Source organism: Mycobacterium sp. 1274756.6 (assembly GCF_001668625.1).
Taxonomy (GTDB): Bacteria; Actinomycetota; Actinomycetes; order Mycobacteriales; family Mycobacteriaceae; genus Mycobacterium.
Genome location: NZ_LZLJ01000093.1, coordinates 21,681 through 40,324 on the forward strand (window position 1 = coordinate 21,681; position 18,644 = coordinate 40,324).

Here is an 18,644-nt window from a genome sequence, read left to right on the forward strand (position 1 = left end):
AGCGCCTACACTTGGCGGTGTGTCCGAAAACCGTGATGACACCACCGAACTGATCGCCGCGATCCGCGCGTCGCTGTCCAAGGTGCTCGACCCGGAGATCCGTCGACCGATCACCGAGCTCGGCATGGTCAAGAACATCGAGGTCGCACCCGACCGCAGCGTGCACGTCGAGATCTACCTGACCATCGCGGGCTGTCCGATGAAGGGCGACATCACCGACATGGTCACCAAGGCGGTGGCCGATAGCCCCGGCACCGGCCCGGTGACGGTGTCGCTGGATGTGATGAGCGACGAACAGCGCGCCGAGATGCGCAAGATGCTGCGCGGCGACGCCCGTGAACCGGTCATCCCGTTCGCCCAACCCGACTCGCTGACCCGCGTCTATGCGGTCGCCTCCGGCAAGGGCGGGGTCGGCAAATCCAGCATCACGGTCAACCTGGCCGCGGCGATGGCCGCCCGCGGGCTGTCTGTCGGGGTGCTCGACGCCGACATCCACGGCCACTCGGTGCCGCGGATGATGGGGTGCGCCGATCGGCCCACCCAGGTCGAGAAGATGATCCTGCCGCCGATCGCGCACGAGGTGCGGCTGATCTCGATCGCCATGTTCACCAAGGGCAACGAGGCCGTGGTGTGGCGCGGCCCGATGCTGCACCGGGCGCTGCAGCAGTTCCTGGCCGACGTGTACTGGGGTGACCTGGACGTGCTGTTGCTGGACCTGCCGCCGGGCACCGGCGACATCGCCATCTCGGTGGCCCAGCTGATCCCGGGCGCGGAGATCCTGGTGGTCACCACCCCGCAGGCGGCCGCTGCCGAGGTGGCCGAACGCGCGGGCAGCATCGCCCTGCAGACCCGTCAGCGCATCGCCGGCGTGGTGGAGAACATGTCCGCGCTGCAGCTGCCCGACGGCACCGAGATGAAACTGTTCGGCGAGGGCGGCGGCCAGCAGGTCGCCGAACGCCTGTCCCGCTCCACCGGGGCCGACGTGCCGCTGCTGGGTCAGGTTCCGCTGGATCCGGCGATGGTGGCGGCCGGGGATTCGGGGCTGCCGATCGTGCTCAGCGCCCCGGACTCGGCGGCGGGCAAGGAGTTGCGCAGCATCGCCGACGCCCTGTCCACCCGCCGCCGCGGCCTGGCCGGCATGTCGCTGGGCCTGGATCCGGCCGGCCGCTAGATCGAAAACCTCAGGTGGCGTCGTCGTCGTAGGGCGTCGTCGCGTCGCCGGGCGGTAGCGGCTCGGCCGGCCCCTCCGCCGGGCTCTGCAGCGGCGGTCGGTCGAAGATGCCGGTGAACAGCGAGTCGTCGCCGTCGAGCAGGTGCTTGGTCAGCGCCGCCCGCGGGGTCATGCCGCGCAGTTTCTGCAGTTCGCTCAGCGGTTGCCGCAGGTCGTCGAACTCCGGCCCCATCTCCTCGCGCAGCTGGCTGCTGGCGTTGGTGAGGTAGTCGCGGGCCTGCCGGGCCGCGTCGGCGGTCCAGCGGATCGCGCCCGGCAGCCGCTCCGGGCCGAGCACCACCAGCCCGACGACGATCAGGACCAGGATCTCGCCCCAGCCGACGTTGGCGAACATCTAGCTGTCCGGGGCCGGTTTCACGGTCAGGGTCACCGGCCGGCCCTCACGCAGCACCTCGATCGGGGCGTCCTGCCCGATCTTGAGTTGACGCACCGCCACGACGAACTCGTCGGCGTCGGCCACCGGGCGGTCCCCGACCTTGACCACCACGTCGTTTTCGATGATCCCGCCCTGATCGGCCGGGCCGCCCTTCATCACGTTGGCCACCTGGGCGCCCGAGGCCACCGAGTTGCTCACCGACTTGGCGGTCAGCCCCAGCGTCGGGTGGGCGATCTTGCCGTCCCGGATCAGGGTCTCGGCGACGTTTTTCATCTCGTTGACCGGGATGGCGAAGCCCAGGCCGCTGGAGCTGTCCGACAGCGACTTGCCCGCGGTGTTGATGCCGATGACCTGGGAGTCCATGTCGATCAGCGGGCCGCCGGAGTTGCCGTGGTTGATCGAGGCGTCGGTCTGGATGGCGTCGATGACCGCGGAGGTGTCGGTGCCGTCGCCGGAGAGCGGCACCGGCCGGTGCAGCGCGCTGACGATGCCGTGGGTGACCGTGCTGCGCAGCCCGAGCGGGGCGCCGGCGGCGATCACCTCGTCGCCGACCCGCACCTTGTCGGCGTCGCCGAGGCGGGCCACGGTGAGGTTCTGCACGTTGTCGACCTTGAGCACCGCCAGGTCGGTCTTGGGGTCGCGGCCGACCAGGTTGGCCGGCACCGATTTGCCGTCGTTGAAGATGACCGAGATCTCGTAGCGGTTCGGGTTGCGCGCGGCGTCGGAGATGACGTGGTTGTTGGTGACGATGTAGCCGTCGCCGTTGATCACCACCCCCGAGCCCTGGGAGCCCTCGTCCTTGCTCATCGCCTCGATGGTCACCACCGAGTCGGCCACCGCGGCGGCGACCTTGGCGAACCGGCCGGCCGGCTCCTCGGTGTTGTCGGAGGTGGACAGGGTCACCCGCGAGGTGGTGAAGGCCTCGACCACCTCGGCGGTCTTGCGGCCGATCACCCCGCCGATCAGCCCGATCACCAGCGCGAGCGCGGCCAGGATGGCCAGCGCCACATAGGAGACCCGGCCGCCGAACAGCACGTCGCGCACCCCGAGCCGGTCCTCGCCGGACACACCGGCGCGCGGCGGGGGCGGGGTGACCGCCGGGGAGCCCAGCGCGGCGCCGGCGTCGGGGTCGCGCCACGGGTCGGGCGGTTCGACGGCGCCGTTTTCGCGGTCGAGGGCGTCAGCGTCGATGGGATGGCGCTGCAACGACGCCGCCCCGGTGAACGGGCGGCCGAAGGCCTCGCGCAGCACCGGGTCGGCGGAGCGTTCCCGGGGGGTGTAGTCCTGCTGGTCGCGGAAGCGGCTGGGGCGCAGTTTCTCCGCCACGAAGGAGCCGCGGACCCCGGTGGGCCGTCCGAAGGTCCGGCGTGCGGCGGGATCGACGGGTGGGCGCGAGACCGGGCGCGGTGCCAGCCGGTGGCCGTCCGGATTGTCCTCGTTGGAGCTCACCTGAACCTCTTCTGCCTTGCCCGGAGAACACGCGCTGCCGCTACGCGCACGGGCTACCCATCACGTCATTACCGGCACTGAGCCTACCGGCGCTTGCGGCGGCGCCGTGCCTCTTGTTCCGGGAACGGGTCGGGGCCCGGCCCCGGCGGCTCCTCGCTCGGCGTTTCGGGGATCTGGGACAGCAGCCCCAGCAGCGACCGCGGGATCTGCACCGGCCCGGACTCGCGGAGGGCGGCACGGGCCCGGCTCTGCCCCTCGACCTCGGCGGCGCACTGCGGACACAGCGAGAGGTGGTGGGCGGCGCGCAGGTGGGCGTTCATCCGCAATTCGCCGTCGACGAAGGCGGCGATGGCCTCGGTGGACAGGTGCTCGGTGGAGCTGAACTGGCGCGGCGCGCCGACCGGTGCGTCGTTTTGGGAGGCGAACTGCGCGGGCAGCCAGGAGAACGCCCGGCGGAACACATGTCCCGGGTCGGCCATCACCGGCTCCTCTCCTCGGCCGCTACCGCGTTACCACGAATGTAGCGCGCCGGGCTCGGGGGACGGGTGCACACCGCGCGGACGGTGTGGGCGCGGATCAGCGCCCGGATGCGGCGACGAACGCGTCGTCGTGCTCGGGGTGGGCGGCCAGATAGTCGCGCAGCGCCTGCCGGCCGCGGTGGATGCGGCTGCGCACGGTGCCCAGTTTGACCCCGAGCGTGGCGCCGATCTCCTCGTAGGACAGGCCCTCGATGTCACACAGCACCACCGCGGCGCGGAACTCCGGCGGCAGCGAGGCCAGCGCGGCCTGCAGGTCGGGGCCCAGGCGGGAGTCGTGGTAGATCTGCTCGGGGGTGGACACGTCGGAGGGCACCCGGTCGTAGTCCTCCGGCAGGGCCTCCATCCGGATGCGCGCGCGTCGGCGCACCATGTCCAGGAACAGGTTGGTGGTGATGCGGTGCAGCCAGCCCTCGAAGGTGCCGGGCCGGTAGTTCTGCAGGGACCGGAAGACCCGGATGAAGGTCTCCTGGGTCAGGTCCTCGGCGTCGTGCTGGTTGCCCGAGAGCCGGTAGGCCAGCCGGTAGACCCGGTCGGCGTGCTGCCGCACCAACTCGTCCCACGAGGGCATGGTGGCGTTGTCCCCGGTTGCGTCGAACACCGCGGTGCCCTGCAACTCTTCGGACGGCTCGGCCCAGCCGCTCTCCGGCTGCGGGGCCGGATGCGACATGCTCGTCGGGTTCATGGGTGTGGTGATGGTGATCCCCTCCACGGTGTCAGCAGACATCACGGTCGATAACGCGGCGACGGTGGCCGGTATTCCCCCAGCTGCGCAACCACGCGCTTGCTGCCCTTACGGTTACCCACCATTTTGTGCCGGCCATGTGAAGCCCCTGAACGTTGACTAAGACTTGACATCCGGCTGCCGCCTACCCCGGGCCCGAACGCCCTGACCTGCAGCGTTGCCTCGCCCGCGGTGGGCGCGGCCCCGGTTTTGCGCGGTCGGGGCCGGGCGTGTCCGCCCGGCGGTCAGGGCGCGCCTGCTGCGGCGACCCGGCGGTTGGTCCTACGCTGCGGTCATGTCCAGCACCGACCAGCCCACCGGCGAGACCACCCCGCGCAGCCGGGCGGAATCGCTCTACGCCCACGCCGAGGAGTCCATCTCCGAAGACGAGGTGCTGGTGGCCGCCCGGGACCGGGCCGGCGAGATCGGGGCCGGCGCGGTCAGCCCGGCCGTCGGAGCCCTGCTGAGCCTGCTGGCCCGCCTCAGCGGCGGCAAGGCGGTCGTGGAGGTGGGCACCGGCGCCGGGGTGAGCGGGCTGTGGCTGCTGTCCGGGATGGTCGAGGACGGCGTACTGACCACCATCGACGTGGAGCCGGAATACCAGCGGGTGGCCAAGCAGACCTTCGCCGAGGCCGGCTCGGGGCCCTCGCGCACCCGGCTGATCGCCGGCCGCGCCCAGGAGGTGCTCACCCGGCTCGCCGACGACTCCTACGACCTGGTGTTCGTCGACGCGGACCCGATCGACCTGCCCACCTACGTCGCCGAAGGGGTGCGCCTGCTGCGCTCCGGCGGGGTGATCGTGCTCAACCGGGCCGCGCTCGGCGGCCGGGTGGGGGACCCCGCCGCCAACGACGCCGAGGTGTCCGCGGCCCGCGAGGCCGCCCGGCTCATCGCCGAGGACGAGCGGCTCAGCCCCGCGCTGCTCCCGCTGGGCGAGGGCCTGCTGGCCGCCGTGCGGGACTGACCCGCCCCACCGGATCCCCCTGCCGACGCGCTCGGCACCCGCACCGAAAAAATCCTTGCCCACCCACTAAACGCGCGTTTAAACTATTGAACATGCGTTCAGTCGATCGGTCGACGCCCGCCCGCATCCGGGATGCGGCGATCACGCTCTTCGCCGAGCGCGGCTTCGACGCCGGGGTGCGGGCAATCGCCGCGGCCGCCGAGGTCAGCCCCGGTCTGGTGATCCACCACTTCGGTTCCAAGGACGGCCTGCGGCAGGCCTGCGACGAGTACGTGGCCGAGCAGATCCGCCAGGACAAGGTGGCCGCGCTGCGCGCGCCGGACCCGGCCAGCTGGCTGGCGCAGCTGAACGAGATCGAGTCTTACGCACCGCTGACCGCCTACCTGATGCGCAGCCTGCACACCGGCAGCGACCTGGCCAAGTCACTGTGGCGCCGGATGATCGACAACGCCGAGGACTACCTCGCCGAGGGCGTGCGCGCGGGCACCATCAAGCCCAGCGCCGATCCGCGGGCCCGCGCGCGGTATCTGGCGATGATCGGCGCCGGCGGGCTGCTGCTCTATCTGCAGCTGCACGACACCGGCGACGATTTCGAGGCGGTGCTGCGCGACTACGTGCGCGACATGGTCCCGCCGGCGCTCGAGCTCTACACCCAGGGCCTGCTGACCGACGCGAGCCTCTACGAAGCGATGCTCGCCGCCCCGGATGCCGCCGGCACCAGCGGTTCCGCTACCACCGACCCCGACATCAGCGGCGACGAAGGAGGAACCGATGACCGGTGACGAACGCGGTCCGATGATCGAAATCGGCTCGCTGCGCAAGAGTTTCGGGCGGGTGCTGGCCCTCGACGGGCTGGACCTGGTGGTCCGCCCCGGCGAGATCCACGGTTTCCTCGGCCCCAACGGCGCCGGGAAGTCGACGACGCTGCGGGTCCTGCTCGGGCTGATCCGCGCCGATGGCGGCACGGTACGCCTCCTCGGACTCGACCCGTGGGCCGACGCGGTGACGCTGCACCGGCAGCTCGCCTATGTGCCCGGCGACGTCACGCTGTGGCCGTCGCTCACCGGCGGGGAGATCATCGATCTGCTGGGCCGCATGCGCGGCGGGCTGGACCCGCGGCGCCGCGACGAGCTGATCGAGCGCTTCGACCTCGACCCGCGCAAGAAGGCCCGCACCTACTCCAAGGGCAACCGGCAGAAGGTGTCGCTGGTGTCGGCGCTGGCGTCCCGGGCGCGGCTGCTGCTGCTCGACGAGCCGACCAGCGGCCTGGATCCGTTGATGGAGCGGGTGTTCCAGGAAGCCGTCACCGAAGCCCGCGACCGGGGCGCCACCGTCCTGTTGTCCAGCCACATCCTGGCCGAGTGCGAAGCGCTGTGCGAGCGGGTGACGATCATCCGGGCCGGCCGCACCGTGGAGAGCGGGTCGCTGGCGGCGATGCGGCACCTGAGCCGCACGTCGATCACCGCCGAACTGACCGGCGATCCCGGCGACCTCACCCGCCTGCCCGGCGTGCACCACCTCAGCCGATCCGGCAGCACGGTCCGCGCGCAGGTCGACAACACCAGCCTCGGCGAGTTGGTGCGGGTGCTCGGCGACGCCGGGGTGCGCAGCCTGGTCAGCCAGCCCCCCACCCTGGAGGAGCTGTTCCTGCGCCACTACGACGTCGACACCCCCGCCGCCGCCCGGTCCGGAGTGCCGCGATGAGCACCATCGCGCCCGCCCGGCCGTCGCCGCCGGCGCATCGCGGCGGCTCGGCGTTCACCGGCACCACCCACCTGCTGCGGCTGTACCTGCGCCGCGACCGAATCGTGTTGCCGCTGTGGGTGCTGTTGCTGTCGGTTCCGCTGGCCGGTGTCTACATCGGCAGCGTGGCCGCGATCTATCCGACTGCCGCCGACCGGGCCGGGCTCGCGGCCACCATCATGGCCAGCCCCGCCCAACGCGCCCTCTACGGCCAGGTCTACAACGACAGCCTCGGCGCGGTCGGCATCTGGAAGGCGGGGATGTTCCATGCGCTGATCGCGATCGCGGTGATCCTCACCGTGATCCGGCACACCCGCGCCGACGAGGAGAGCGGCCGCGCGGAGTTGGTCGACTCGACCGCGGTCGGCCGCTACGCGGGGCTGACCGCCGCGCTGCTGCTGGCCGCCGGTGGCTCGATCGCCACCGGCGTCATCGGTGCCGCCGGGTTATTGACCACCGACGTCGCTGCCGGCGGGTCGCTGGCATTCGGTGCGGCACTGGCCTGTTCGGGCCTGGTGTTCACCGCCGTCGCCGCGGTCACCGCGCAACTCTCCCCCAGCGCCCGCGTCGCCCGCACGGCGGCGTTCGCGGCGCTGGCGGTCGCGTTCACACTGCGCGCGGTCGGGGACGCGGGCGATAGCGGCTTGTCGTGGTTTTCCCCGCTGGGTTGGGCGTTGCAGGTCCGCCCCTACGCCGGGGACCGGTGGTGGGTGCTGTTGCTGCCGTTGACGACGGCCGCCGCGCTCACCGTGGTGGCCTACCGGCTGCGCGCTCGCCGTGATGTCGGTGCGGGCCTGTTCGCCGAGCGGCCCGGTCCCGCGCGGGCGTCGTCGCGGCTGCGCGGGGTCTTCGGGTTGACGTGGCGGCTGGGCCGCGGCTCGCTGGCGGTCTGGACCGTCGGGTTGGCGGCATACGGGCTGATGATCGGCAGCGCGGTGCGCGGAATCGGCGGCCAGTTGGGCGGCGATGCCCGCGACGTCGTCACCCGGCTGGGCGGCACCACGGCGCTGGCGGACGCGTTCATCGCGGTGGCGTTCACGATGGTGGGGTTGATCGGGGCCGCGTTCGCGGTCGCACTGGTGCTGCGGCTGCATCAGGAGGAGGATGCCGGCCACGCCGAAGAAGTGCTGGCCGCCGCGGTCCCGCGTGGCCGCTGGCTGGGCAGCCATCTGGTGATGGCGCTGGGCGCCTCGGCGCTGGCCCTGCTGGTGGCCGGCGCCGCCGCGGGCACGGCGTATGCGGCGGCCACCGGCGACCCGGCCGACGCGGGGGCCACGCTCGGCGCCGCCGCCGTGCAACTGCCTGCCGTGTGGCTGCCTGCGGCGCTGGGGGTGGCGTTGTTCGGGCTGGCGCCCCGGTTCACCCCGGCGATCTGGGGAGTGCTCGTCGCGTTCGTCGCGGTCTATCTCCTGGGCGCGTTGGCGGGGGCGCCCCAGTGGGTGAACGACGCCGAGCCGTTCGGGCATGTGCCGCGGGTGACCGGCGGGGATTTCACCGCGGTGCCGCTGCTGTGGTTGCTGGGGATCGACGTGGCGCTGATCGCGGTGGGTGCGGTCGGCTTCGCTCGACGCGATCTGCGGCACTGAAACCGGACGGAGCCGCGATGAACCTCCAGCTGCGGGTATTCACGGCGTCGCTGGTCGGGACCGCGGTGCTGGCCGTGGCCCTATTCCTGCCGGCGGGCACCCTCGACTACTGGCGGGGCTGGGTTTTCCTGGCCGTGTTCGCGGCGGCGAGCCTGGGGCCCAGCTCCTACTTCGCCCGCAAGCACCCCGAGGTCCTGGAGCGGCGCCTGCGCGTCGGGCCGCGGGCCGAGACCCGCCGGGCGCAGCAGGTGATCATCAGCCTGTCCTTCCTGGTGTTGCTGGCCATGCTGGTGTTCAGTGTCTTCGATCACCGCTTCGGCTGGTCGCCGGTGCCCGCCGCGGTCTCGGTGGCCGGCGACGGGCTGGTCGCGGTCGGGTTGGGGGCGGGCATGCTGGTGGTCGCGCAGAACCGGTTCGCCGGCGCGACCATCCGCGTCGAACCCGGTCAACACCTGGTCAGCACCGGGCTCTACGGGCGGGTGCGCCATCCGATGTACAGCGGGAACCTGCTGCTGATGGCCGGGATCCCGCCGGCGTTGGGCTCGCTGTGGGGGCTGGTGTTCCTGCTCCCCGGCACCGCGGTGCTGGTGGCGCGGATCCTCGATGAGGAAGCCATGCTCACCGCGGAACTGCCCGGCTACCGCGACTACACCCGTCGGGTCCGCTACCGGCTGGTGCCGTATCTGTGGTGACGGTCAGAACGGCAGCTTGAGATCCGGGAGCCGCAGGCTCGGCCCCTTGGGCTGATGACTGGGTGCCTTCGGTTGCCAGTGCGGCAGTTTGGGGCCCAGGTCCGGCGACTTGGGTTGCCAGTCGGGCAGTTTGGGTGGCTGCCACTGCGGTTGCTTGGGTGCCTTGGGTGCCTTGGGTGCCTTGGGTGACTCCGGCTGCCAATCCGGCAGGCTGGGCTGCCATTCCGGTTGCTTGGGCGTCTTGGGCGGGTCCGGGCGTTTCGGTGTCTTCGGCCGCTCCGGCGCCTTGGGCTGCCAGACCGGCGGCAGGTCGAGTGCCGGCTCGCTCGGCCGGGTCTTCTTCGGCGGGTTGCGGGTCGGCGGTTCGGGCTTGGGCACCGGCAGCTGCGGCACGACGACCGGGATCGGGATCGGCAGCGGCACCGGTGCCGGAGCCGGAGCTTCGGGGACCGCGGGCGCCTGCGGCTCGGGCACGGCCGCCTCGGCGGGCGGGGGCGCCGCCGGCAGTGCCGGAGCCGGCGGGGCCACCGCGCGCGGCGCGGGTGGTTCGGGTGGCGCCTGCGGCGCCGGGGCGGGCGCCTGCGGCGCGAGAGGCTCGGGCGCCGGGGCTTGCGGTGCCGGGACCTCGGGTGCCGGAGCGACCGGGGGCGCGGCTTCCGGGGGCGGCACCGGCTGGACCACCGGTGCGGGTTGCTGGATGGTCTGCGGGGTGGCCGGCCGCTGCGGGTTGTCCTCCGGGCTGCCGACGTTGGGCAGCAGCTGCGCCACCGGCTGGATCTGCAGCACTAGCGAGACCACCAGCGCCACCGAGGCGATGACCACGATCGCGGCCGTCGCGCTGCCGATCAGCACCGGGGTGCGGGTCAACCGCTTGCGTATCCCGTCGGGGCCGGCGGCGTCGTCGTGTCCCCCGCCGTCGGGAAGCGCGCTGTAGGCCAGCGCGGTGTCCTCGGTGTCTCCGCCGCTCGCCAGCCGCAGCGCCAGCCCGTCGGGGTCGATCGCCCCGGTTCCGGGGTCACGCGAATAGGCCAGCGCCTGGGTCGACATGGTGAACAGCGGGGCGTGGGCCGCGGCCACCGCGGCCCCCTGGGCCAGCGCCGTCGCCGGCTCTTCGGGCACCGTCACCGGCAGCGGGGTGAGCGCCTCCAGCTGGGTTTTGACCGCCCTGATGTCGACGCCGGCGCCGACGAGGTGGACCCCGCCGGGGCGGGTTTCCAGCAGGGCCAGTTCGGTCATCGCCTCGGCGAGCACCCCGGACGGGTCGTCGGGCAGCCGTCGGCGGTGCACCGCGCCGATCGCCCCGGTCGCCGAGTCGACGACCGCGAGCGTCATGCTGCCCGGCTCGAAGTAGGTCAGCGCGGTGCACGGGTAGCCGAGCGCCTTGCCGACGGTCTGGGTCAGCGCCGCGGCGGCCAGAAACCCCGACACCAGCATGACGTCGCCGATCCGGTGTTCGCTGAGCGCGTCGCCGACGACGATCGCGTCGGCCTGCGCCGAGCAGGTCACCCCGATCGAGGCGACCCGATACCCGCCGGCGTCGGCGGCCCCGCGGGCCTGCTGGATGGCGGTGATGGCCGCTTCGGCGGGGGCGGTGCCGGCGTCGACGGCGATCATGTCCTCGTCGACGGTCACCCCGTCGGCGTGGTCGCCTTCGGTCAGCGCGAGGTAGATCGCCGTCGGTGTCACCGACACTCCCAGGGCGACCTCCACGACCCCTCCCACACCGGTTCGAGAAACTCCCACCGGACTCGTCGTCATCATCGCTGGCGGCACGAACGATGCTACGCGCGCCGGATCCCCTCCACCATACATGCGCACGTATGAATAAGTAGGTGCGGGTGCGGCGGTGTCGTCAGATCCAGACGCCCTTGCCCACCGCGACGACCCCGCCGGCGCTGATCGCGAACCGCTCCCGGTCCTTCTCCAGATCCACCCCGACCATCTCGCCGGGGCCGACCACCACGTTCTTGTCCAAGATCGTGTGGCGCACCACCGCCCCGCGACCGACCCGCGCGCCGGGCATGATCACCGCGCCCTCCACGATCGCGCCGTCGTCGATGACCACGTTGGACGATAGCACCGAGTTGCGCACCGAGGCGGCCGAGATGATGCTGCCCGCACCGACCACCGACTCCTGCGCGGAGCCGCCGTTGACGAACTTGGCCGGGGCGAGGTTCTCGGTCGCGCCGCGGATCGGCCAGCGGGTGTTGTACAGATTGAAGATCGGCCGCTCGGAGACCAGGTCCATGTGCGCGTCGTAGAACGCGTCAAGGGTTCCGACGTCGCGCCAGTAGCCGCGGTCCCGGTCGGTGGCCCCGGGCACCTCGTTGTCGGAGAAGTCGTAGACCGACGCCACCCCGTCGGCGACCAGCCGCGGGACGATGTCGCCGCCCATGTCGTGGTCGGAGTGGTCGTCCTCGGCGTCGGCGCTGATCGCGTCGACCAGCACCTTGGTGGTGAACACGTAGTTGCCCATCGAGACGAAGCTGACCTCGGGGTCGTCGGGGGCACCCGGCGGGTCCGACGGTTTCTCGATGAAGCTGCGGATGCGCCCCGACTCGTCGGCGTCGATGCAGCCGAACGCCGACGCCTCCGCCCGCGGCACCCGGATGCCGGCCACCGTGGCGCCGGCCCCGGTGTCGATGTGGAACTGCACCATCTGCTGCGGATCCATCCGGTAGACGTGGTCGGCGCCGAACACCACGATGTAGTCCGGGTCCTCGTCGAAGATCAGGTTGAGCGACTGGTAGATCGCGTCCGCCGAGCCGGTGTACCAGCGCGGGCCGAGCCGCTGCTGGGCCGGGACCGGGGTGATGTACTCCCCCGCCAGCCCGCTCAACCGCCAGTTCTGCGAGATGTGCCGGTCCAGCGAGTGCGACTTGTACTGGGTCAGCACGCAGATCCGCAGCAGCCGCGCGTTGACCAGATTCGACAGCACGAAGTCGATCAGCCGGTAGGCGCCGCCGAAGGGGACCGCCGGTTTGGCCCGGTCCGCGGTGAGCGGATAGAGCCGCTTCCCCTCCCCGCCGGCCAGAACGATGCCCAGCACGTGTGGCGCTTCCCTCATGTTCTCAACCTATCGGCCCTCCGGCAGCCCTGCCAGAGCAACCGGTGGTCGGCGAGCCGCCCGGCCGCCGCGAGCACTACCGTTCGGGTATGCGTGTGGCGATGATGACCCGTGAGTACCCGCCCGAGGTCTACGGCGGCGCCGGCGTGCATGTCACCGAACTCGTCGCCCAGCTGCGCCATCTGTGCGAGGTCGACGTGCACTGCATGGGCGCGGCCCGCCCGGGCGCCCCGGGCGTCGAAGCCCACCGGCCCGACCCGGCGCTGGCCGACGCCAATCCGGCGCTCGCGACGCTTTCGGCGGATCTGTCGATGGCCCACGCGGCGGCGTCGGCGTCGTTGGCGCACTCGCACACCTGGTACACCGGGCTGGCCGGGCACCTGGCCGCCCGGCTCTACGACATCCCGCATGTGCTCACCGCGCACTCGCTGGAGCCGTTGCGGCCCTGGAAGGCCGAACAACTCGGCGGCGGCTACCGGGTGTCGTCGTGGGTGGAACACACCGCGGTGCACGGCGCCGACGCGGTCATCGCGGTCAGTGCGAGCATGCGCGACGACGTCCTGCGGGTCTACCCCGGTCTCGACCCCGACCGGGTCCACGTGGTGCACAACGGAATCGACACCCAGACCTGGTTCCGCACCGCCGAACCGGCGAGCGCCCCGGTGCTCGCCGAACTCGGCGTCGACCCGAACCGGCCGATCGTCGCGTTCGTCGGGCGGATCACCCGCCAGAAGGGGGTCACCCACCTGCTCGCCGCCGCGCACCGCTTTCCCGCCGAGGCGCAGCTGGTGCTGGTGGCCGGGGCGCCCGACACCCCGCAGATCGCCGCGGAGGTGTCGCTGGCCGTCGACGAACTCGCCGCCGAGCGCGGCGGGGTGTTCTGGGTTCCCGACATGCTGCCCACCGAGCGGATCCGGGAGATCCTGTCGGCGGCAACCGTGTTCGTCTGCCCCTCGGTGTACGAACCGCTGGGCATCGTCAACCTGGAGGCCATGGCCTGCGAGACCGCGGTGGTGGCCTCCGACGTCGGCGGCATCCCCGAGGTGGTCGCCGACGGGGTGACCGGCACCCTGGTCGGTTACGACCCCGACGACGCGGCGGGGTACGCGGACCGGCTGGCCGAGGCGGTCACCGCCCTGCTCGCCGACCCCGAAACCGCCCGGCGGTACGGGATGGCAGGGCGGCAACGCTGTGTGGAGCGGTTCTCCTGGGCGCGCAGCGCCGCCGAGACCTTCGAGGTGTATCGCGCGCTGTGCGGCTAGCGCACCGGATCGGGTCAGCTGGTGACGTTCTTCAGTTCCTCACCCAGGGCGGCCGCCTCGTCGGGGGTCAGCTCGACCACGAGCCGGCCACCGCCCTCCAGCGGTACCCGCATCACGATGCCGCGCCCCTCCTTGGTCGCTTCCAACGGGCCGTCTCCGGTCCGGGGCTTCATGGCCGCCATCGAGTGCTCCCTCCAGATCCAATCCGGTCTCACGTCACCGACGCCGACTTCGGGAACATCCCACGGTCGCGCGCCGGGCGCCTCACCGACAATTCGCCCTCCATTGTTCCCTATCGCCGCCACCGGCATGCGCAAGACCCCGCCCTTAGCCGATGTCAGCGCCGCCCGGGGCGACCCAGCAGCGCTGAATGTGGTCGTCGACCATCCCGGTCGCCTGCATCAGCGCATAGGCGGTGGTCGGCCCGACGAACCGGAAGCCGCGCCGTTTGAGCTCGGCGGCCATCGCCCTCGATTCGGCGCTGGTGGCGGGCACGGTGGCCAGGTCGGCCGGCCGCGGGCGCGGCGGCGGGGCGAACGACCACAGCAGCTCGGCCAGGTCCTGCGGTGACCCCAGTGTCGCCGCGGCGCGGGCGTTGGCGATCGTCGCCTCGATCTTGGCGCGGTTGCGCACGATGCCCGGGTCCGCCAGCAGCCGGGCCACGTCGGCGTCGGTGAACCCGGCGACGGTCGCGACCGCGAAACCGCCGAACGCGCGGCGGAAGTTCTCCCGCTTGCGCAGGATGGTCAGCCACGACAGCCCGCTTTGGAACGCCTCCAGGCTCAACCGTTCGAACAGCGCGGTGCCGTCGCGCACCGGCCGGCCCCACTCCCGGTCGTGGTAGTCGCGGTAGAGGGCGGCGTCGGCGCCGCGGCCGCTGTCGGCCCAGCCGCAGCGGATCCGGCCGTCGCCGGCCGGTTCGCTCACTCCTCGCCCGCGCGGCCGGCCGGGCGGGGGTCGGGCTGCGCGCGCGAATCGGCGACCGCCAGCTGGGCGCGCAGCTGGTCGAGTTCGCGGCCCAGCAGGTCGAGCACCCAGTCGACCTCGCTGGTCTTGTAGCCGCGCAGCACCTGGGTGAACTTGACCGCGTCGACGTCGCCGCCGGTGATGCCGGAGGCGGGCAGCACGGTGGCGGTGGTCCCGCGCGGCAGCGGCGGCAACGTCTCACCGCGACCGAACAGCATGCTCGCCAGCCCGAACAGGACCGCGGCGATCATCACCAGAACCAGCAGATACAGCAGCACCAATGTCACAGAACCGATCCTGCCTCATGGCCCGGACGGCGGGACGGTCAGCGCGGACGCAGCGTGTTCATCGGGGGCCGGTCCTCCAGCGAGACCGGCACCGGCCGGGCCAGGTAGCCGTCCCGGTCGGGGTGGAACTGGGTCAGCTCCACCCCGGAGTCGCCGATGCCGCAGCGCGACAACAAGGTGGCGATGACCTGCCTGCTCATCGCGCCCAGCTCGGCCAGCGACCGGTTGCGGTGTGCCCGCACCCCGAGGTTGACCTGCGCGATCGCGTCCAGGCCCAGCCGGTCGTAGGTGTCGACCAGCAGCCCGATCTCCACCCCGTAGCCCGGCGCGAACGGCACCGAGGTCAGCAGTTCGCGGCTGCCGGCGTACTCGCCGCCCAGCGGTTGCAGCACGCAGCTCAGCTCCGGGCGCAGCGCCGCCAGCAGCGGCCGCGCCACCAGCTCGGTCACCCGACCGCCGCCGTTGGCGTCCTCGCTGCCGCCGACCTTCAGCGGCCGCCGGTAGAAGCTCTTCACCAGGTGGACGCCGTCCTCGGTGAGCAGCGGCGCGACCAGCCGCGGCACGAACATCGGGTCGGGGTCGATCAGGTCGGAGTCGACGAACACCACGATGTCGCCGCTGGTGGCCGCCAGCGAGCGCCACAGCGCCTCGCCCTTACCGGGCAGCGGCGCCACCTCCGGCAGCGCCTGTTCGCGGGTGACCACCCGGGCGCCGGCGGCGATCGCGCGGATCTCGGTGTCGTCGGTGGACCCCGAGTCCAGCACGATCAGTTCGTCGACCAGCCCGCCGACCACCGGCGCGATGCTGTCGATGACCGATTCGATGGTGTCCTGCTCGTTGAGGGCGGGCAGCACCACCGAGATGGTGCGGCCGGCTTTGGCCGCCTCCAGCTCCGCCACCGTCCAGGCCGGCCGGCTCCAGGTGCGACCGCCCAGCCAGGTGTCCCCGGGCCGGGTCGCGATCGCGCCGTCCGTGGCGGCCAGATCCGATGTCGTCATGCCAGTCCCCTCACCGTGCGCGCCGGGGCACGCTCACCGCGGATCGATGCCACCATCTCCAGCACCCGGCGGGTGGGCCCGACCTCGTGCACCCGGAACATCCGGGCCCCGGCGGAGGCCGCCAGCGCCGTCGCCGCCAACGTTCCCTCCAGCCGCTCCGTCAAGCCCACACCCAGCGTCTCACCGATGAAGTCCTTGTTGCTCAGCGCCATCAGTACGGGCCACCCGGTTCTAACAAGGTCTTCCAGATGACGCAACAGCGCCAGCCCGTGGAAGGTGTTCTTGCCGAAGTCGTGGGTGGGGTCGACCAGCACCCGGTCGCGGGCCACCCCGGCGGCCACGGCACGTTCGGCGGCGGCGGTGACCTCGCCGATCACCGCGTCGACCACACCGCGGGTGGTGGTGCCGTAGTGCACCCGGAACGGCCGGGTGCGCGGCGCCGCCCCGCCGGTGTGCGAGCAGACCAGCCCGGCGCCGAATTCGGCGGCCACCGCCGCCAGCTGCGGGTCCGCGCCCGCCCAGGTGTCGTTGATCAGGTCGGCGCCGGCCGCGCAGGCCTGTTTGGCCACCTCCGCCCGCCAGGTGTCGACGCTGATCAGCTGGTCGGGGTAGCGGCCGCGGACCCATTCGATGAACGGCACCACCCGGGCGATCTCGGTGGCCGCGTCGACGTGCTCGCCGGGCCCGGCCTTGACCCCGCCGACGTCGACGGCGTCGGCTCCCTCGGCGATGACGCGGTGCACCGCGTCCTGGGCGGCCCGGTCGTCGAAGGTGGCGCCGCGGTCGTAGAAGGAGTCCGGGGTGCGGTTGACGATCGCCATGATCAGCGGGCGATCGCCGGCGACCGGGCGGCCGCACAGGGTTGCGTGCACGCTGTCCATAGTGCCTGGTCGGCGCCGCCCGCTCGGCAGGGGCGGGGCGATCGGGTCAGGCCTGCGGGCGGGTCCCGGCCGCCACCTCGTCGGGATACTCCGGGTAGAACGGCACGTATCCCTCCTGCGGCCCGGCCAGCACATGCAGCGGGTCGGTGACCTCGGCGCCGTAGCCCTGTTCGCGCAGCTCGACCTTGCGGCTCTTGAAGGTGCTGGTGTGCACCATCGAGTCGACCACCCGGACGAACAGCGGCACCGCGTACCCGGGCAGCCGCTTGGTGACGGCCTCGGCCAGGCTGCGTCCGTCGAACTCCGCGCCGTCGCGCAGTTTGACCGCGGCCATCCCGGCCCGCCCGCCGGTGCGGGGCACCTCGACGCCGAAGACCGCGCATTCCTCGACCTCGTCGCAGGCGCTGACCGCGGCCTCCACCTCGGTGGTGGCGACGTTCTCGCCCTTCCAGCGGAAGGTGTCGCCGAGGCGGTCGACGAACGCGCCGTGGCCCAGCCCCTGGGAGGTCATCAGGTCCCCGGTGTTGAACCAGCAGTCGCCGTCCTTGAACGCGTTGCGGATCAGCTTCTTCTCGGTGGCCTCCGGGTCGGTGTAGCCGTCGAACGGGGAGAGCTTGTTGACCGGGCTGATCAGCAGGCCCGGCTGCCCGGTGGGGACCCGGCGCACCCGGCCGTCGGGGCCGCGCAGCGGCTCGCCGGTCTCCGGGTCGTACTCGACGTAGGCCAGCGGCATCGGCGCCATCCCCGCGGTGCGCGGCATGTTCAGCATGTTGATGAACGCGGCGTTGCCCTCGCTGGCGCCGTAGAACTCGCAGATCCGGGGGATGCCGAACCGCTCGGCGAACTCGTCCCAGATCTCCGGGCGCAGACCGTTGCCGCAGATCACCCGCACCCGGTGCGCGCGGTCGGTGGGTTTGGGCGGCTGGTTGAGCAGGTAGCGGCAGATCTCACCGATGTAGACGAAGGCGGTGGCGTCGGCGGCGATCACCCGGTCCCAGAACCGCGACGCCGAGAACGAGGAGTCCAGCGCCAGCGTCGACCCGGAGTTGAGCACCGAGGACAGCGCCACCGTGAGCGCGTTGTTGTGGTACAGCGGCAACGCGCAGTAGAGGGTGTCGTCGCTGTGCAGCCGCAGCCCGAGCCCGCCGAACGCGGTCAGCGCCCGCAGCCAGCGGCGGTGGCTCATGATGCTGGCCTTGGGGAAGCCGGTGGTGCCGGAGGTGAAGATGTAGAAGGCGGCGTCTTTGGCCCGCACCTCGTCCACGCTCGGCGGGTTGAGGGTGGGCTGGTCGGCGGCCAGGCGCTCCAACTCCTCCACCGACAGCAGCCCGGAGGTCGTCGCGCCGCTGTCCTCGATGACGCTGACCAGGTCCGCCTCGGTCACCAGCACCTTGGCGTCGATGAGGCCGAGGCTGTGGGCGAGGACCTCGCCCTGCTGGTTGTAGTTGACCATCCCGGCGATCGCGCCGCACTTGACCGCCGCGAGCATCATCAGCACCGCGTTGGGTGAGTTGCGCAGCATGATGCCGACCACGTCCCCGCGGGCGGCGCCGCGCGCCGCGAGCACCGCCGCGTACCGGTTGACGGTGGCGTTGGCCTCGGCGTAGGTGATCGTGGTGTCGGCGAAGCGCACGAACACCCGGTCGGCGTAGCGGGCGGCGCGGTCCTGGAACACCCGCCCGATCGAGGTGCGGGTGTTGGGGCGTGCCCGCAGCCCGGTCACCGCGCCGCGCAGGATCACCGGCAGATCGGGCAGCAGCCCGGGCAGGCGGGCAGCGATGTCGCGCACGCCCACCGAGGTGAGCGCCGCTGAGCCGTGATCGGACACGTTATCCCTCGCCATCTCTCGCCCCTGTCTCGTCTCCGGGTTCGCGCAGGCCGG

General features: G+C 72.2%; 18 protein-coding genes and 1 pseudogene. 7 read left to right on the top strand and 12 right to left on the bottom strand.

From position 1 onward, the window contains the following. Positions 1-19: 19 nt before the first annotated feature. Positions 20-1,171, top strand: coding sequence for an Mrp/NBP35 family ATP-binding protein (locus tag A5643_RS14775; RefSeq protein ID WP_066857107.1), 1,152 nt, complete (start codon positions 20-22; stop codon positions 1,169-1,171). Positions 1,172-1,181: 10 nt separating this feature from the next. On the opposite strand, the gene tatB is transcribed toward A5643_RS14775, so the two are convergent. The 4 genes from tatB to sigE all read right to left on the bottom strand — a co-directional run bounded on the left by tatB (position 1,182) and on the right by sigE (position 4,319). Beyond that, a complete protein-coding gene (gene tatB / locus A5643_RS14780) occupies positions 1,182-1,565 on the bottom strand; it encodes a Sec-independent protein translocase protein TatB (protein WP_066857109.1) in 384 nt (127 codons plus the stop codon). Beyond that, positions 1,566-3,056, bottom strand: coding sequence for a serine protease HtrA (gene htrA / locus A5643_RS14785; RefSeq protein ID WP_066857111.1), 1,491 nt, complete (start codon positions 3,054-3,056; stop codon positions 1,566-1,568). 83 nt (positions 3,057-3,139) lie between these two features. After that, positions 3,140-3,535, bottom strand: a complete 396-nt coding sequence (rseA, locus tag A5643_RS14790) for an anti-sigma E factor RseA (RefSeq protein ID WP_066857113.1) — start codon at positions 3,533-3,535, stop codon at positions 3,140-3,142. A gap of 97 nt (positions 3,536-3,632) precedes the next feature. Next, on the bottom strand, positions 3,633-4,319 hold the full coding sequence (sigE, locus tag A5643_RS14795) for an RNA polymerase sigma factor SigE (protein ID WP_156628826.1): 687 nt from the start codon (positions 4,317-4,319) through the stop codon (positions 3,633-3,635). Positions 4,320-4,611: 292 nt separating this feature from the next. Between sigE and A5643_RS14800 the strand changes: the two genes are divergently transcribed. The 5 genes from A5643_RS14800 (at position 4,612) to A5643_RS14820 (ending at position 9,301) form a co-directional block, all read left to right on the top strand. Continuing rightward, positions 4,612-5,280, top strand: coding sequence for an O-methyltransferase (locus tag A5643_RS14800; protein WP_066857118.1), 669 nt, complete (start codon positions 4,612-4,614; stop codon positions 5,278-5,280). Positions 5,281-5,372: 92 nt separating this feature from the next. Next, complete coding sequence (locus A5643_RS14805) at positions 5,373-6,062, top strand: TetR/AcrR family transcriptional regulator (protein WP_066857123.1); 690 nt, start codon at positions 5,373-5,375, stop codon at positions 6,060-6,062. Continuing rightward, a complete protein-coding gene (locus tag A5643_RS14810) occupies positions 6,052-6,984 on the top strand; it encodes an ABC transporter ATP-binding protein (protein WP_066857126.1) in 933 nt (310 codons plus the stop codon). Before A5643_RS14805 ends, A5643_RS14810 begins: the two co-directional genes overlap by 11 nt. Beyond that, on the top strand, positions 6,981-8,609 hold the full coding sequence (locus A5643_RS14815) for an ABC transporter permease (protein WP_156628827.1): 1,629 nt from the start codon (positions 6,981-6,983) through the stop codon (positions 8,607-8,609). The genes A5643_RS14810 and A5643_RS14815 overlap by 4 nt, the downstream gene beginning before the upstream one ends. A 17-nt stretch (positions 8,610-8,626) precedes the next feature. Further along, complete coding sequence (locus A5643_RS14820; RefSeq protein WP_066857128.1) at positions 8,627-9,301, top strand: methyltransferase family protein; 675 nt, start codon at positions 8,627-8,629, stop codon at positions 9,299-9,301. A gap of 3 nt (positions 9,302-9,304) precedes the next feature. Here the strand turns inward: A5643_RS14820 and A5643_RS14825 are convergent, their stop codons facing one another. Both A5643_RS14825 and glgC read right to left on the bottom strand, forming a co-directional pair. After that, positions 9,305-11,011, bottom strand: a complete 1,707-nt coding sequence (locus A5643_RS14825) for a DUF7159 family protein (protein WP_066857131.1) — start codon at positions 11,009-11,011, stop codon at positions 9,305-9,307. 142 nt (positions 11,012-11,153) lie between these two features. Continuing rightward, positions 11,154-12,368, bottom strand: a complete 1,215-nt coding sequence (gene glgC, locus A5643_RS14830; protein ID WP_066857134.1) for a glucose-1-phosphate adenylyltransferase — start codon at positions 12,366-12,368, stop codon at positions 11,154-11,156. A gap of 89 nt (positions 12,369-12,457) precedes the next feature. On the opposite strand from glgC, the gene glgA reads away from it, so the two are divergent. Beyond that, positions 12,458-13,630, top strand: a complete 1,173-nt coding sequence (glgA, locus tag A5643_RS14835) for a glycogen synthase (protein WP_066857974.1) — start codon at positions 12,458-12,460, stop codon at positions 13,628-13,630. Between the two features lie 14 nt (positions 13,631-13,644). On the opposite strand, the gene A5643_RS14840 is transcribed toward glgA, so the two are convergent. The 6 genes and pseudogenes from A5643_RS14840 to fadD6 form a co-directional block, all read right to left on the bottom strand. Continuing rightward, positions 13,645-13,812: a DUF3117 domain-containing protein gene (locus A5643_RS14840; protein ID WP_066857137.1), complete on the bottom strand. Its 168-nt coding sequence runs from the start codon at positions 13,810-13,812 to the stop codon at positions 13,645-13,647. 145 nt (positions 13,813-13,957) lie between these two features. Further along, the gene (locus A5643_RS14845) at positions 13,958-14,557 is read right to left on the bottom strand and encodes a DNA-3-methyladenine glycosylase I (RefSeq protein ID WP_066857139.1); all 600 of its coding nucleotides are present in this window, start codon (positions 14,555-14,557) and stop codon (positions 13,958-13,960) included. After that, complete coding sequence (locus A5643_RS14850; protein WP_066857142.1) at positions 14,554-14,883, bottom strand: DivIVA domain-containing protein; 330 nt, start codon at positions 14,881-14,883, stop codon at positions 14,554-14,556. Before A5643_RS14850 ends, A5643_RS14845 begins: the two co-directional genes overlap by 4 nt. A gap of 38 nt (positions 14,884-14,921) precedes the next feature. Further along, a complete protein-coding gene (locus tag A5643_RS14855; RefSeq protein ID WP_066857145.1) occupies positions 14,922-15,881 on the bottom strand; it encodes a glucosyl-3-phosphoglycerate synthase in 960 nt (319 codons plus the stop codon). Further along, a pseudogene (gene folP / locus A5643_RS14860) lies at positions 15,878-16,872 on the bottom strand (dihydropteroate synthase). Before folP ends, A5643_RS14855 begins: the two are co-directional and overlap by 4 nt. After that, the gene (gene fadD6 / locus A5643_RS14865) at positions 16,809-18,590 is read right to left on the bottom strand and encodes a long-chain-acyl-CoA synthetase FadD6 (protein WP_066857147.1); all 1,782 of its coding nucleotides are present in this window, start codon (positions 18,588-18,590) and stop codon (positions 16,809-16,811) included. Before fadD6 ends, folP begins: the two are co-directional and overlap by 64 nt. Positions 18,591-18,644 lie beyond the last annotated feature (54 nt).

Excerpts from the sequence above, each read along its gene's own strand:
- tatB (WP_066857109.1), bottom strand. The coding sequence starts at position 1,565 with ATGTTCGCCAACGTCGGCTGGGGCGAGATCCTGGTCCTGATCGTCGTC.
- rseA (WP_066857113.1), bottom strand. The coding sequence starts at position 3,535 with ATGGCCGACCCGGGACATGTGTTCCGCCGGGCGTTCTCCTGGCTGCCC.
- sigE (WP_156628826.1), bottom strand. The coding sequence starts at position 4,319 with ATGTCTGCTGACACCGTGGAGGGGATCACCATCACCACACCCATGAAC.
- A5643_RS14800 (WP_066857118.1), top strand. The coding sequence starts at position 4,612 with ATGTCCAGCACCGACCAGCCCACCGGCGAGACCACCCCGCGCAGCCGG.
- A5643_RS14805 (WP_066857123.1), top strand. The coding sequence starts at position 5,373 with ATGCGTTCAGTCGATCGGTCGACGCCCGCCCGCATCCGGGATGCGGCG.
- A5643_RS14810 (WP_066857126.1), top strand. The coding sequence starts at position 6,052 with ATGACCGGTGACGAACGCGGTCCGATGATCGAAATCGGCTCGCTGCGC.
- A5643_RS14815 (WP_156628827.1), top strand. The coding sequence starts at position 6,981 with ATGAGCACCATCGCGCCCGCCCGGCCGTCGCCGCCGGCGCATCGCGGC.
- A5643_RS14820 (WP_066857128.1), top strand. The coding sequence starts at position 8,627 with ATGAACCTCCAGCTGCGGGTATTCACGGCGTCGCTGGTCGGGACCGCG.
- glgC (WP_066857134.1), bottom strand. The coding sequence starts at position 12,368 with ATGAGGGAAGCGCCACACGTGCTGGGCATCGTTCTGGCCGGCGGGGAG.
- glgA (WP_066857974.1), top strand. The coding sequence starts at position 12,458 with ATGCGTGTGGCGATGATGACCCGTGAGTACCCGCCCGAGGTCTACGGC.
- A5643_RS14840 (WP_066857137.1), bottom strand. The coding sequence starts at position 13,812 with ATGGCGGCCATGAAGCCCCGGACCGGAGACGGCCCGTTGGAAGCGACC.
- A5643_RS14855 (WP_066857145.1), bottom strand. The coding sequence starts at position 15,881 with ATGACGACATCGGATCTGGCCGCCACGGACGGCGCGATCGCGACCCGG.